We start from the raw sequence: 13,486 nt of genomic DNA on the forward strand, positions 1-13,486 counted from the left end.
GAGGATATGGATATGAAAATGCTTCCCGGCGGAGTCACCGCCCCTAAAGGATTCCAGGCGTCCGGCGTCCACTGCGGCGTCAAGAAGGGCAAGGGGGACGGCAATCAGCCCCCCATGAGCAAAATGCCCGAGGTGCTGGAGGGCAAAAAGGACTTGGCCCTCATCCTCTCAGAGAGGGAGTGCACCGCCGCCGCCGTGTACACCCTCAACCGGGTGAAGGCGGCCCCGCTGTATGTCACCATGGACCATCTGGAAAACGGAGAGGCCCAGGGCATCGTGGCCAATTCCGGCAATGCCAACGCCTGCGCCCCCAACAGCCATGAGCACGCAGAGCGGATGTGTGAGCTGGCCGCCGCAGCCACGGGTCTGAAGGCCAGCGATTTTGTGGTGGCATCCACCGGCGTCATCGGTCAGGAACTGAACATCGCCGCCATTGAGCAGGGGCTGCCCCAGGCGGCGGCACAGCTCTCGAAGGATGGCTCCGACGCGGCCGCCAACGCCATTATGACCACGGATACCATGAAAAAGGAGCTGGCGGTCTCCTGCATGGTGGGGGGAAAGACTGTCACCATCGGGGCCATCGCCAAAGGCTCCGGCATGATCCATCCCAATATGGGCACAATGCTTTGCTTTGTCACCACTGACTGCGCCGTCACACAGGAGATGCTCTCCGACGCCCTGCATGAGATCGTTCCCCGTACCTTCAACCGCGTGACCATTGACGGGGATACCTCCACCAACGATATGTGCGTGGTGCTGGCCAACGGTATGGCGGAGAACCCCCTTATTGAGTGGAAGGACGACAATTATACCGTATTTTATAAGACGCTCTACAGCGTCTTTGAGCAGCTTGCCCGCAGCATTGCCGCCGACGGCGAGGGGGCCAGCAAGCTCATCACCTGCACCGTGCGGAACGCCCGCAGCGAGGAGAGCGCCGAACGGCTCTCCAAGAGCGTGGTGGGATCCTCTCTGGTAAAGGCCGCCATGTTTGGCTCTGACGCAAACTGGGGCCGGGTGCTGTGCGCCATGGGTTACTCCAAGGCCCCCTTCCGCCCGGAGTTTGTGGATGTGAAGTTCCGCTCTGTGGTGGGCGAGGTGCTGGTGTGCCGCCAGGGTGCCGGCGTGGATTTCGACGAGGAGCAGGCCACCACGATCCTCAGCCAGGATGAGGTGGTCATCGATGTGGACCTCCACGAGGGCGACCAGCAGGCCACCTGCTGGGGCTGCGACCTCACCTACGACTATGTAAAGATCAACGGCGATTACAGGACCTGAGAGGCGGAGAGCCCCGGGAAAGAGAGATCCCCGCGGGGGGCGGCCATGGCCGCCCGCGGTCAATGGAGGCGTAAAGAAAATGTCCAGTTCCCATGTGGAGCGCGCACAGGTCCTGGCCGAGGCGCTCCCCTACATTCAAAAATACAACGGCAAGACCGTGGTGGTCAAATACGGCGGGAACGCCATGATTTCCGAAGCGCTGCGCAAAGCCGTCATCAGCGACATCATCCTGCTCCATCTGGTGGGGATCCAGGTGGTGGTGGTCCACGGCGGCGGGCCGGAGATATCCGCCATGCTGAAGAAGATCGGCAAGGAGTCCAGGTTTGTGGACGGCCTCCGTTATACCGATGAGGAGACCATGGAGGTCGTTCAGCAGGTGCTGTGCGGCAAGGTGAACAAGGACTTGGTGGCCACCCTGAACCGCATGGGCGGACGGGCTTTGGGCCTGTGCGGGATGGATGCCGGACTTTTCCAGGCCCGGAAGCTCAGCGAGCGCTACGGCCTGGTGGGGGAGATCATCCAGGTGGACCCCTCCATCGTAGAGGACGCCCTGGCCGACGGCTATATTCCGGTGGTGTCCACCGTGGCCCAGGGGGTGGACGGGGAGACGGCCTACAACATCAACGCCGACACTGCCGCCGCCAAGCTGGCGGTGGCCCTCCATGCGGAAAAGCTCATCCTTCTCACCGATGTGCGGGGTCTGCTGCGGGACCCCAAGAACGAAGAGACGCTCATCCATGTGGTGGAGCTCCCGGAGGTCCCGGGACTGGTCAAGGACGGGATCATTCAAGGGGGGATGATCCCCAAGGTGGACTGTTGTGTGGAGGCGGTCCGCAGCGGAGTGGAGCGCACTCACATTCTGGACGGGCGCATTCCCCACTCCATCCTGATCGAAATGCTCTCCGACGAGGGCATCGGCACTATGCTTCTGTGAGGTGATATCATGGATTTTCAGACCATCAAAGCCCGGGACGACCAATATGTCCTCAACACCTATGCCCGCTTCCCGGTAGACGTCGACCATGGCAAGAACGCTACGCTCTATAGTGCGGAGGGCAGGGAGTATATCGACTTCACCTCCGGCATCGGGGTGAACTCTATCGGCTGCGCCAACCCCAAATGGGTGGACGCCATCGCCGTCCAGGCCGCCAGGCTGGGGCATATGTCCAATCTCTTCTATACCCAGCCCTGCGGCCAGCTGGCCGAACAGCTCTGCCGCCGGGCCGGCATGTCGGCGGCCTTTTTCGCCAATTCCGGCGCGGAATCCAACGAGGGCCTCATCAAGCTGGCCCGGAAATATTCCTTCGACAAGTACGGGAAGGGGAGGGGGACCATCCTCACCCTGAAAAATTCTTTCCATGGCCGCACCGTCACCACTCTGTCGGCCACTGGTCAGGATGTATTCCATAACTATTTCTTCCCGTTCACCGATGGGTTCCGTTTTGCCGAGCCCACCATGGATGGGATCGCCGAGGTCTCCGGCCACGACGTCTGCGCGGTCATGCTGGAGCTGATCCAGGGGGAGAGCGGCGTCTATCCGCTGGACCAGGGCTTTGTCCACGATCTGGCAGTCCTCTGTGCCGAGCGGGACTGGCTGCTGCTGGTGGACGAGGTCCAGACGGGGATCGGGCGCACCGGCACTCTGTTCTGTTATCAGCAGTACGGTATTCTGCCCGATGCGGTGTCCTTTGCCAAGGGCATTGCAGGGGGGCTGCCCTTCGGCGGCTTTCTGGTCAGCGAGAAGTGCCGCGGCGTTCTCACGCCGGGCACCCATGCCACCACCTTCGGCGGCAACCCCGTCTGCGCCGCCGCCGCGCTGGCGACGCTGCAAATTCTCAGCGAGGATGTGATGGGGGAGATCACCGACAAGGGAAATTATCTGCGGGGGGCCATTGAATCCTTGGAGTTGCCGTGTCTGGGGAAGACAAGGGGACTGGGACTGATGATCGGCATCGAGGTGAAGCCCGGCCGGACCAACCGGGACGTGGCGGTGCAGCTCATGGAAAACGGGCTTCTGGTGCTGACGGCGGGCCCCGCCCTTCGCCTGCTACCGCCGCTCACCATCACCAAGGACGAAATGGACAAGGGCCTTGCCATCATGAAACAGACGCTGGGGGGAATGTAAGATGCAGAAAGACCTTTTGAAGCTGCTGGACCTCACCCGGGAGGATATCACCAGGATTCTCAATGTGGGCGACCAGATGAAGTACAACCAGAAGCATGGCCTTACCCACAACTATCTCCAGGGCAAGACGCTGGCTATGATCTTTGAGAAGAATTCCACCCGCACCCGGGTCTCCTTCGAGACCGGCATGTATCAGTTGGGGGGACACGCCCTTTTCCTCTCCGGCAAGGAGAGCCAGATTGGCCGTGGGGAGCCCATCGAGGACACCGCGCGGGTCCTGTCCCGGTACTGTGACGGCATCATGATCCGCACCTATGGCCAGGACGAGGTGGAGGAGCTGGCAAAATATGCCTCCATTCCCGTCATTAACGGACTGACGGACTTCGCCCATCCCTGCCAGGTCCTGGCCGATCTCATGACCGTCCGGGAGCGGATGACCCGCCTGGAAGGGCTGAAGCTCTGCTTTGTCGGCGACGGCAACAACATGGCCAACTCCCTGATTGTGGGCGGCCTCAAATGCGGCATGGACGTGTCCGTGGCCTGCCCGGAGGGCTATGATCCCGATGCCAAGGTGCTGGACTTTGCAAAGACGGTCACCGACGCCAAGTTTACCCTCTGCCGGGACCCCAGGGAGGCCGCGGAGGGCGCCGATGTGGTCATCACCGATGTGTGGGCCTCCATGGGGCAGGAGGAGGAGCGTGAGAAGCGCCGGTTGGCCTTTGAGGGGATCTATCAGGTCAACGCGGAGCTGATGAAGGCGGCGCACCCCGGGGCCATGGTGCAGCACTGCCTGCCCGCCCACCGTGGAGAGGAGATCACCGCCGAGGTATTCGAAGCCCACGCAGATGAGATTTTTGACGAGGCGGAGAACCGCCTCCATGCCCAGAAGGCGGTCATGTATCTGCTCATGGGTGAGCAGTGAGCGGTATCAAGGATAAAAAATCGCCCCGTCCAGCGGACGGGGCGATTTTTTATCCTCACAAGGAAGCCGAACGCAGAGACTTTGCCGGCAAAGTCCGAAGGGCGGCACGGCGGGAAAGAAAACCTTCCCCTCACGCACAGGCAAAGCCCAAGGCCTGTTTGTATATTGCAATAGGTCCGGCGGCAAGGGAACTCGGCCTGTCGGCAATGTTCAGACAAGCCCTAATCGGCCAAGTACTTCTTCACCAGCTCTTGCAGCAACTCATCCCGGTCCAGCCGGCGGATGAGGGAGCGGGCGTTGTTGTAGTTGGTGATATAGGTGGGGTCTTCGGAGAGGATATATCCGACGATCTGATTGATGGGGTTATACCCCTTCTCCTGGAGCGAGTTGTACACAGAGGTCAGAATGGCCTTGATCTCGTCGCCCTTGTCCTCGTTCAGATTGAATTTGCGCGTAAAATCCATTTGCTGGTTCACGTCGGTACACCTCCTGGGGCACTGCCCGTTACTGTTACCAATTGTAGCTGAAATTACGCATGGTGTAAAGGGGAGAAGAAGAAAATTTATGTTTAATTAAGGACTCACCGGCGCATGCGTCGGGGCACTGGAGGAATTTGTACAAATGAAAAAGAGGTCCGGATCAGCGCAGAACGGCGCCCAGTTCCTTTTGCAGCAGCTCCAGCACGCTCTTTACGTCCTCGTCGGCCTCGGCGGCGGTGAGGCTGCGCTCATCGGAGCGGAGAGTCAGGTTAAACGCCACGCTCTTTTTGCCCGCGGGGATGGGAGCGCCGGTGTAGATGTCGAAGAGCTCTACTTCCTTGAGCAGGCCCCTGGCGCCCCGGCTGATGCAGTTTTCCAGGGTGGCCACGGGGATAGAGGCGTCACAGACCACGGCGATGTCCCGGGCTACGCTGGGGAACTTGGGCAGGGGGACATACTCCGGCTCGGGCCCCTGGAAGCGCATGAGGGCCTCGAAGGAGAGCTCGGCGCAGTAGAGCGCGGTGTCCACGCCATAATTGGCGCATACGGTGGGATGGATCTGCCCCAGGACGCCGATCTGCTCCCCGCCGACACAGACGGTGGCACAGCGGCCTGGATGGTAGGAGGCGTTGTCGCGGCAGGCTTGGTAGGATACGCCCCCAACCCGTATGCTGTGGAGCAGAGCCTCCACCACGCCCTTGAGACCGAAAAAGTCTATGTCCCCATAAGCGCCCAGCGAGAGTACCTTGGGCTCGTCGGCAAGGCCGTCGGCCCTGGGGAGATAGATCCTGCCCAGCTCATAGAGCCGCGCGCTCTTGTTGCGGAAATTATAGTTGCGGGCCAGAATTTCCAGCATGGAGGGCAGAGTGGTGGTGCGCATGATGGAAGTGTCCTCTCCAAGGGGGTTGAGGATTTTCAGGCTGCGGCGGCGGGGATCTTCCGGCGCCCAGCCGATCTTGTCATAATAGGTCGGAGAGATGAAAGAGTAGGTGATGATTTCGTCGTAGCCGGCGCTGCGGCAGGTCTGTCCCAGGCGCCGCTCCAGGCGCTGCGCGGGGGAATAGCCGCCCTGGGTGGTGGTTCCGCGCATCAGGGTGACGGGAATGCGGTTGTAGCCATGGAAGCGGGCCACCTCCTCGGCCAAGTCGGCCATGGTCAGCACGTCCCCACGCCAGGACGGGACGGTGATGCGGTCTCCTTCCACCTGGAAATCCAGCTTGCGGAGGATGGAGGCCATCTCTTCGCCGGAGACGTCGGTACCCAGCAGGTCGTTGATCTTTTCCGGCTCCAGATCCAGAACGGTGGGCTGAGGAACGTGATTGAGAATGTCGATGACGCCATCCACCACTTCGCCGGCCCCCAGGAGCTCTACCAGCTCGCAGGCGCGATTTACGGCGGGGAGGGTGTTCATGGGGTCCAGACCCTTCTCGTACTTGGCGGAGGCCTCCGTGCGCATACCCAAGGACAAGGCGGTGCGGCGGATGGTAGTGCCGTCGAAGTTGGCCGACTCAAAGACCACATCCACGGTGTCGTCTACAATTTCGCTGTTCAGACCGCCCATGATGCCAGCCAATCCCACAGCCCTGTGTGCGTCGGCGATGACCAGCATGCTGGGATTGAGCTTGCGGGGGGTTCCGTCCAGGGTGGTGAGAGTCTCGCCGTCTTTTGCACGGCGGACGATGATCCTTCCGCCCTTTACATAGCGGTAGTCAAAGGCGTGCATGGGCTGGCCATACTCCAGCATGACGTAGTTGGTGATGTCCACGATGTTGTTGATGGGACGCACGCCCATGGCCCGCAGCCGCTGGCGCATCCACAGGGGGGAGGGGCCGATCTTTACGTTGCGTACCATCCGGGCGGTGTACCGGGGGCACAGGTCCGCATCGGGAGTCTCCACGTCCAGCAAGTCGCGGAGGGCGCCGGGCCCGCCGCCCTTCACCTCCGGCGTATGGAGGGTGAGGGGGGTGCCGAAGGTGGCGGCCGCCTCCCGCGCCAGACCGATGACGGAGAGGCAGTCGGGACGGTTGGGGGTGATCTCAAACTCCACTACGTGGTCGTGATAGCCGATGGCCGCCCGAAGATCGTCGCCGGGGCGGAGGTCCCTGGCGCTCAGGTCGGGGTCGCTATTTAAAATGAAGATGCCGTCCACGATGCTCAGGGGCCAGTCATGGTCGGTCATGCCCAGCTCCTTGTAGGAGCAGAGCATGCCCACAGAGGCCTCTCCGCGGAGCGTTCCTGCGGTGATGTGGACTCCGCCGGGGAGGGTGGAGCCGTCCTTGGCCACGGGCACCAAGTCGCCCTCCCGGACGTTCTGTGCGCCGGTGACGATCTGTATCGGGGCGGCCCCGCCGATGTCCACCTGACAGATCCACATGTGGTCGGAATTGGGGTGACGGATCAGGGAGAGAACCTTGCCCACCACTACGTTTTCGATCTCGGCGCCCTCCACCTCGGTGATCTCCACCTTGGAGCCGGAGAGTGTCATGGCCTCGGCAAAGTCGCGGTCGGGGGCCGAGACGGGGGTGAATTCGTTCAGCCATTCACGGGATAATTTCATATGTCAAAACTCCTTGCTTATCGTCCATAGTCGCAGAGCGGACCGGATGTAGGTCCGCCGCGCCGGCCTCGGTATCTCAGAATTGCTCCAGGAAGCGCACATCATTTTCGAAGATGAGCCGCATGTCGGCGATCTTGAACTGCCGCAGGGCCAGCCGCTCCAGACCCATGCCGAAGGCCCAGCCGCTGTAGACCTCGGGATCGATACCGGCCATCTCCAGCACTCTGGGATGGACCATGCCGGCGCCCAGCACTTCGATCCAGCCCTCGCCCTTGCAGGTGGGGCAGCCGGCACCGCCGCACTTGTGGCACTGCACGTCCATCTCGCAGGAGGGCTCGGTGAAGGGGAAGTGGTGGGGGCGGAAACGGGTGACGGTGCCCTCTCCGTAGAGCTGCTCCATCACAGTGTTGAGCGTCCCCTTCAGGTCGGCCATGGTGACGCCCTTGTCAATGACCATGCCCTCCACTTGATGGAACATGGGGGAGTGAGTGGCGTCCACCTCGTCCTTCCGGTAGACGCGGCCGGGGGCGATGATGCGGATGGGCAGGGGCATGGTCTCCATAGCCCGCACCTGCATGGGAGAGGTCTGGGAGCGGAGCATCACCCGGCTGTCCTGATCAAAGTAGAAGGTGTCAGACCAGTCGCGGGAGGGATGCCCTTCAGGTGCGTTGAGCTTGTCAAAGTTATATTCTGCCAGCTCCACCTCGGGGCCGTCCAGCACTTGGAAGCCCATGCCCACGAAGATATCCTTGATCTCGTCCAGGGCGATATACATGGGGTGGCGGTGGCCCAGCTCCACAGGCTTGCCGGGGATGGTCACGTCCACCTGCTCCAGCTCCAGCCGGGCGTCCAGGGCGGCCTTCTCGATCCGCTTCTGCTCCTGCTCCAGGGCGGTGGTCAGGGCCTCACGCACTTCGTTGGCGAGCTGACCGATAATGGGCCGCTCCTCGGCGGACAGGCCGCCCATCTGCTTGAGGACGGCGGTGAGCGCACCCTTCTTCCCCAGGTATTTGACCCGCAGCGCATCCAAGTCCTGGGCCGTCTTGGTCTCGGAGAGGGCCGCAAGGGCCTCGCGCCTGATCTGTTCCAGTTTTTCCTTCATAAAATCGCAGCTCCTTTGCGTATTTTCACAATAAAAAAGGCCCCTCATCCCATACAAGGGACGAAAGGCAAACCTTCCGCGGTACCACCCACGATTCGCACCGCACCCGGCGCGCACTCAACCCCCTCTAACGGCGGGCAGCCGTCCACGTCTTTCCCCGCAGCCGCTCCCGGGCGAACCAAGCGCAGCGTCCGCAGTCTGGCTCTCAGCCGGTGACCAGACCTCTCTTGGCGGCGGTTTGACGCTATTTTCCCGTTCCTCGCGTTTACAATTGTCTTTTATATCACATTGGCGGGAAAATTGCAAGATGGTTTTTCATACGGAGTTAGACAAATACGCGTCCGAGTGGTACAATGTCAGGCAACGGGGAGTGCGCCGCCCCGACCGGAGGGCGCTGCCTGTGCAAGAAAAGAACGCTGACTGAGGAGATATGGCTATGCTGATCGCAACCGCCGCGCAGATGAGAGAGATCGACCGCGCGGCCATTCAGGACCGAGGGATCTGTTCCACACTGCTGATGGAGAACGCCGCAAAGGCCGTGGCCGAGGCATGCATCTCTCTGGTGAATCGGAGGCGGGGGGGCCGGGCCGCTGTTTTTTGCGGGCCGGGAAACAATGGAGGGGACGGCGTGGCCGCGGCCCGATTCCTGATGGAGGCCGGGCTGGAGGTCCGGGCCTTTCTGGTGGGAAAGCGGGAGAAGATGACCCCTGACTGCCGGGAGATGGAGAGTCGTCTCCGGAAGGCGGGCGGCGCGCTGGAGGACTTTGCGCCGGACGCCGCCTTTGCCTCCTGGTGTCTGGAGTGCGACGTGATGGTGGACGCTCTGTTCGGTATCGGGCTCAATACGCCTCTCTGGGGGGACCCCTACACCGCCGTGCAGATGATGAACACCTGCCCTGTGCCTGTGGTGGCGGTGGACATTGCCAGCGGGGTGGAGGCCGACACGGGGCGAATCCTCGGGGTCGCCGTGGAAGCCGATGAGACCGTTACTTTTACCTGCCCGAAGGCGGGGCATGTTTTGGGGCAGGGGGGATTGTGCTGCGGACGTCTGACTGTGGCGGACATCGGCATCCCCGCCGGGCTGATCCGGGGGCTGGACGAGACGCTCCGGGCCGTGGGGCCCGGCGACATCCATCTGCCCCGCCGGGCAAGGGACTCCTACAAGGGAGACTACGGAAAGGTTTACATTCTGGGGGGCAGCGTGGGGTACAGTGGCGCCCCTGTGTTCGCGGCACGGGCGGCGGTGCGCACCGGCGCGGGGCTGGTGTCCCTGGGCGTACCCGCCCCTCTCTGGCCCATTGCGGCCGCCAAACTGGACGAGGCCATGGCCCACCCCCTCCCATCCGGGAAAGAGGGAATGCTCTCTCTGGAGGCGACGGAGGAGACCCTCAGACGTCTGGATACCTGCGATGTGTGTCTCATCGGTCCGGGACTGGGGCGGGGGAACGGCGTGGCCTCGGTGGTGCGGCATATCCTCAGGAGTACCCATCTGCCGGTGGTGCTGGACGCCGACGGCATAAACGCTCTGGAGGGACATATAGATGTGTTGGATGCCCGCGGCGGCAGCTTCACGGTGCTCACGCCCCACGACGGAGAATTTGTCCGCATCGGCGGCGATCTTTCCGGCGGGGACCGGCTGGCGGCGGCCAGGTCGTTCGCCGCGGAGCACGGCTGCGCGCTGGTGCTCAAGGGACACCGTACCATCGCGGCCTTCCCCGACGGCACGGCTTATATCAACACCACGGGAAATCCGGGCATGGCCAAGGGGGGCAGCGGCGACGTACTGGGGGGAATCATCATCTCTCTGCTGGGGCAGGGGCTGACGGCCCGGGAGGCGATCCCCATGGCGGTATGCCTCCACGGCATGGCGGGTGACCTGTGCGCCCGGGAGCTGGGGGAGTATGGTATGACGCCCAGCGATATGATCGAGCGGCTGCCTCTGGTCATGAAGACCTTTGAGCGCCGGTCCTGAGGCATCCCGCAGGTCAAAACGATTCAGGAGGAGAAAAAAGTGCGCAAGAGAACTGTGTGCGCACTAATGATGACCCTGTGCCTGCTGGCCGCCTGCGGCGGAGAAGCGGGAACAGGCAACAACACCGATGAATTGGCGCTGGACATCCGGGCAGACTACCTCTCTATGTCCGGCTGCACCGCCCGGATGGACGTCACCGCAGACTATGGGGAAAGAGTCTACACATATACCCTGGACCTCAGCTATCAGAAGGACGGGGACACCACGCTTGCGGTAGTCGCGCCTGAGGAAGTGGCGGGTGTGACCGCGCGGCTGAGCGGGGAGGAGACCTTCTTGGAGTTCGACGGCGTGAGCCTGGAGACAGGGCCGCTGGACGATACCGGGCTCTCTCCGCTCAGCGCGGCTCCGACCCTGCTCCGCTGTGCCAGGGAGGGCTTCATTGCGGAGAGCGCCCTGGAGACGGTGGGAGAGAGCGAGTGCCTCAAAGTGGTCTGCCGGGACCCGGAGGTACAGCCCGGCACGGGAACAGAGGTCTCCCTGTGGTTCGATGCGGGCACCCATGCCCTGAAACAAGGGGAGATCCTCTCAGACGGGGCCCGGATCGTGGCCTGTATTTTTACACAATTCAGCATGACGACATAAGAAAGAGGCCAGAGAAATGGACGATGTACAGAAGCGGACGTGGGCGGAGATCGATCTCTCCCGTATGGAGCACAATTACCGGGCGCTGCGGGCGCTGGCGGGGCCCAAATGCAAATTTTTAGGGGTGGCGAAGGCCAACGCTTATGGCCACGGGGCGGTCCCCGTGGCCCGCACGCTGGAGAAGCGGGGGTGCGACTACCTGGCCGTGGCCTGCCTGGATGAAGCCGTAGAGCTTCGGGAGGCGGGGGTGGGGACGCCCATCCTGATCCTGGGCCCCACTGCGCCAGAGTATACCGGCGAGCTCTTGGACCGGGATCTCACCCAGACGGTGGGGGATGCGGAGACCGGGTTGGCTTTTGCCCGCGGCGCCGAGGCCCGGGGCGGGACGCTGAAGGTCCACCTCAAGGTGGACACGGGCATGTCCCGGCTGGGCTTTCTCTGCAACGAGGCGTCCATGGACGCCTCCGTGGCGGACATTGCCCGGATCTGCGCGCTGCCCGGCCTGCGTGCGGAGGGAATCTTTACCCATTTTTCCGATGCCGACGGCAGCGAGGAATACACCATGTGCCAGTTCACACGGTTTCTCGATACGCTGGACAAGCTCGCCGCCCGGGGCGTGCGCTTTGAGATTCGCCATTGCGCGGCCAGCGCCGCTGTGTTAAACTACCCCTGTACCCACCTGGATATGATCCGCCCCGGCATCGCCCTTTACGGTCACTATCCGGCGCCGGATATGGAGCACACTTGTCCGCTGCTGCCAGTGCTCTCCCTCAAATCCAGAGTGGCGGCGGTCAGAGCGCTGCCCGCCGGTACACAGGTGAGCTATGGCCGCACCCACACGCTGAAACGGGACAGCCTGCTGGCGGTCTTGCCGGTGGGCTATGCAGACGGTTTTTTCCGCCTGTTCTCCGACCGGCTTGCAGTGGAGCTCCGGGGGCGGAGAGCCCCCCTGGTGGGACGGGTCTGTATGGACCTGTGCATGGTGGACGTCACGGACATTCCCGGAGTGGTCCCCGGCGATGTGGCCACCCTCTACGGGGACAAGACGCCGGTGGAAGCGGGCGCGGAACTGGCAGGCACCATTCCGTATGAGCTCCTGTGCGACGTGTCCCCCCGTGTGCCGAGGGTCTATAGGGGAGAATAGGGTCCCCAAGCGCCTGGCGCGCATACAATGGACCGGGAGGCATAGCATCGGGCAGGCGGCGGGAAGACCATCCGCTTCCTGATATTTCAAGACAAGTGTATAAATCCCGCCGCCCCGTGGGAGAATCATAGTGACGGCGTTACATAGGCTTCCGCCTGAGGTGACGCTGGTAACTATCTTCCAGCGGAGTGTGAGCATGAGTGGATAACAGCGTGAAACGCGGTGACATTTTTTACGCCGATCTGAGCCCTGTGGTGGGCAGCGAACAGGGGGGTGTCCGCCCGGTCCTTATCGTCCAAAACGACACAGGCAACCGGCACAGCCCTACGGTGATCGCCGCCGCCATCACATCCCAGACCGGCAAGGCCAAGCTCCCGACGCACATTGAGCTGGCCGCCATGAATTACGGCCTGCCCAAGGATTCCGTGGTCCTGCTGGAGCAGATCCGGACCTTGGATAAAAAACGGCTGAGAGAGAAGATGGGTCGGCTGGACGACAAGCTGATGCATCAGGTGGATTCCGCCATCGCAGTGAGCTTCGGCCTGCACCCCGAACAATTGGTATGAGGAGAAAGGGCCGTCCCCGGCGGGCGGCCCCCTCTGCCCCTGACTTGGAGGTTACATATGAGAAAGCCAATGAACCCCATTTTGACCGCAGTCGCTGTATCGGGCGCCCTGTCGCTCCTGCTCGGGGCCGCAGCCGGAACCCAGACAGACCCGCTGGTCACCCTGAGTTATCTCAACGATGTGAATACGCCCGCCATTCTCAAAGAGGTGGACGCCAGGCTGGACACGAGGGAGCAGGCCCTGGTGGACAAGCTCAACGCCTCCATTGCCCAGTATGAAAAGGATATGGAGGAGCAGTTGGCCGCCGCCGGCGGAGGGACGGCGTCCTCTTCCGCCGTCTTTGCCGTGGTGACGGTGAAGGCCGGGCAGAAGCTGCTGGGCGGTGTGGGCTGTGAATTTCTGCTCCGCAGCGGGAGCGCCGTCTGTGTGGCGGCTTCGGCGCCGGGGCTTATCGACTCCACCGATGGAGCTACCCTGGCAAGCGGCGGCGCCATACAGCCCAACCACCTCTATCTTTCCACCGCAGAGGGCCGGGGACTCCAGGCGGGCAGTGACGCGACGGTCCTGGTGCGGGGAAGCTACCAGATCTCCTGAGGGGAAACGGGGCGCGCTGATTTCCACCTCTGCGCATTAAGGGGGTGCAGATGAAGAAATACAAAATCATTTACGCCGATCCCCCTTGGAGATACGCGAGAAGCAAGG

Annotated in this window: 12 protein-coding genes; 9 read left to right on the forward strand and 3 right to left on the reverse strand. The window is 62.4% G+C overall.

The window, feature by feature from the left end; genetic code table 11:
• Positions 1 to 12 precede the first annotated feature (12 nt).
• From argJ to argF, 4 genes are all read left to right on the forward strand, one after another.
• The gene (gene argJ / locus ABUA09_RS09010; protein ID WP_279203915.1) at positions 13 to 1,275 is read left to right on the forward strand and encodes a bifunctional glutamate N-acetyltransferase/amino-acid acetyltransferase ArgJ; all 1,263 of its coding nucleotides are present in this window, start codon (positions 13 to 15) and stop codon (positions 1,273 to 1,275) included.
• A gap of 79 nt (positions 1,276 to 1,354) precedes the next feature.
• On the forward strand, positions 1,355 to 2,209 hold the full coding sequence (gene argB / locus ABUA09_RS09015) for an acetylglutamate kinase (protein WP_279203918.1): 855 nt from the start codon (positions 1,355 to 1,357) through the stop codon (positions 2,207 to 2,209).
• A gap of 9 nt (positions 2,210 to 2,218) precedes the next feature.
• A complete protein-coding gene (locus ABUA09_RS09020) occupies positions 2,219 to 3,400 on the forward strand; it encodes an aspartate aminotransferase family protein (protein WP_033116783.1) in 1,182 nt (393 codons plus the stop codon).
• Between the two features lies 1 nt (position 3,401).
• Positions 3,402 to 4,322 carry an ornithine carbamoyltransferase gene (gene argF / locus ABUA09_RS09025; protein WP_195608436.1) on the forward strand — a complete coding sequence of 307 codons (921 nt, stop codon included), beginning with the start codon at positions 3,402 to 3,404 and terminating at the stop codon, positions 4,320 to 4,322.
• 221 nt (positions 4,323 to 4,543) lie between these two features.
• Here the strand turns inward: argF and ABUA09_RS09030 are convergent, their stop codons facing one another.
• The 3 genes from ABUA09_RS09030 to pheS form a co-directional block, all read right to left on the reverse strand.
• Entirely contained in the window at positions 4,544 to 4,786 is a 243-nt protein-coding gene (locus ABUA09_RS09030; protein WP_075705495.1) for an IreB family regulatory phosphoprotein, read from the reverse strand.
• Between the two features lie 175 nt (positions 4,787 to 4,961).
• On the reverse strand, positions 4,962 to 7,358 hold the full coding sequence (pheT, locus tag ABUA09_RS09035; RefSeq protein ID WP_116721974.1) for a phenylalanine--tRNA ligase subunit beta: 2,397 nt from the start codon (positions 7,356 to 7,358) through the stop codon (positions 4,962 to 4,964).
• A 76-nt stretch (positions 7,359 to 7,434) separates the two neighbouring features.
• Positions 7,435 to 8,460 carry a phenylalanine--tRNA ligase subunit alpha gene (pheS, locus tag ABUA09_RS09040; RefSeq protein ID WP_033116787.1) on the reverse strand — a complete coding sequence of 342 codons (1,026 nt, stop codon included), beginning with the start codon at positions 8,458 to 8,460 and terminating at the stop codon, positions 7,435 to 7,437.
• 436 nt (positions 8,461 to 8,896) lie between these two features.
• Here pheS and ABUA09_RS09045 point away from each other — a divergent pair, with 436 nt between their 5' ends.
• The 5 genes from ABUA09_RS09045 to ABUA09_RS09065 all read left to right on the forward strand — a co-directional run bounded on the left by ABUA09_RS09045 (position 8,897) and on the right by ABUA09_RS09065 (position 13,378).
• The gene (locus ABUA09_RS09045; RefSeq protein WP_033116788.1) at positions 8,897 to 10,432 is read left to right on the forward strand and encodes a bifunctional ADP-dependent NAD(P)H-hydrate dehydratase/NAD(P)H-hydrate epimerase; all 1,536 of its coding nucleotides are present in this window, start codon (positions 8,897 to 8,899) and stop codon (positions 10,430 to 10,432) included.
• Between the two features lie 39 nt (positions 10,433 to 10,471).
• Positions 10,472 to 11,074, forward strand: a complete 603-nt coding sequence (locus ABUA09_RS09050) for a hypothetical protein (RefSeq protein ID WP_279203923.1) — start codon at positions 10,472 to 10,474, stop codon at positions 11,072 to 11,074.
• Between the two features lie 16 nt (positions 11,075 to 11,090).
• Positions 11,091 to 12,218, forward strand: a complete 1,128-nt coding sequence (gene alr / locus ABUA09_RS09055) for an alanine racemase (protein ID WP_349949315.1) — start codon at positions 11,091 to 11,093, stop codon at positions 12,216 to 12,218.
• Positions 12,219 to 12,418: 200 nt separating this feature from the next.
• Positions 12,419 to 12,784, forward strand: coding sequence for a type II toxin-antitoxin system PemK/MazF family toxin (locus ABUA09_RS09060; protein WP_033116791.1), 366 nt, complete (start codon positions 12,419 to 12,421; stop codon positions 12,782 to 12,784).
• A gap of 57 nt (positions 12,785 to 12,841) precedes the next feature.
• Positions 12,842 to 13,378 (forward strand): hypothetical protein, encoded by a 537-nt coding sequence (locus ABUA09_RS09065; protein WP_033116792.1) that lies wholly within the window; start codon positions 12,842 to 12,844, stop codon positions 13,376 to 13,378.
• Positions 13,379 to 13,486: the final 108 nt, after the last annotated feature.

Source organism: Intestinimonas sp. RTP31139st1_F5_RTP31139_211217 (genome assembly GCF_040226735.1).
Taxonomy (GTDB): Bacteria; Bacillota; Clostridia; order Oscillospirales; family Oscillospiraceae; genus Intestinimonas; species Intestinimonas butyriciproducens.

Excerpts from the sequence above, each read along its gene's own strand:
- argJ (WP_279203915.1), top strand. The coding sequence starts at position 13 with ATGAAAATGCTTCCCGGCGGAGTCACCGCCCCTAAAGGATTCCAGGCG.
- argB (WP_279203918.1), top strand. The coding sequence starts at position 1,355 with ATGTCCAGTTCCCATGTGGAGCGCGCACAGGTCCTGGCCGAGGCGCTC.
- ABUA09_RS09020 (WP_033116783.1), top strand. The coding sequence starts at position 2,219 with ATGGATTTTCAGACCATCAAAGCCCGGGACGACCAATATGTCCTCAAC.
- argF (WP_195608436.1), top strand. The coding sequence starts at position 3,402 with ATGCAGAAAGACCTTTTGAAGCTGCTGGACCTCACCCGGGAGGATATC.
- ABUA09_RS09030 (WP_075705495.1), bottom strand. The coding sequence starts at position 4,786 with ATGGATTTTACGCGCAAATTCAATCTGAACGAGGACAAGGGCGACGAG.
- pheT (WP_116721974.1), bottom strand. The coding sequence starts at position 7,358 with ATGAAATTATCCCGTGAATGGCTGAACGAATTCACCCCCGTCTCGGCC.
- pheS (WP_033116787.1), bottom strand. The coding sequence starts at position 8,460 with ATGAAGGAAAAACTGGAACAGATCAGGCGCGAGGCCCTTGCGGCCCTC.
- ABUA09_RS09045 (WP_033116788.1), top strand. The coding sequence starts at position 8,897 with ATGCTGATCGCAACCGCCGCGCAGATGAGAGAGATCGACCGCGCGGCC.
- alr (WP_349949315.1), top strand. The coding sequence starts at position 11,091 with ATGGACGATGTACAGAAGCGGACGTGGGCGGAGATCGATCTCTCCCGT.
- ABUA09_RS09065 (WP_033116792.1), top strand. The coding sequence starts at position 12,842 with ATGAGAAAGCCAATGAACCCCATTTTGACCGCAGTCGCTGTATCGGGC.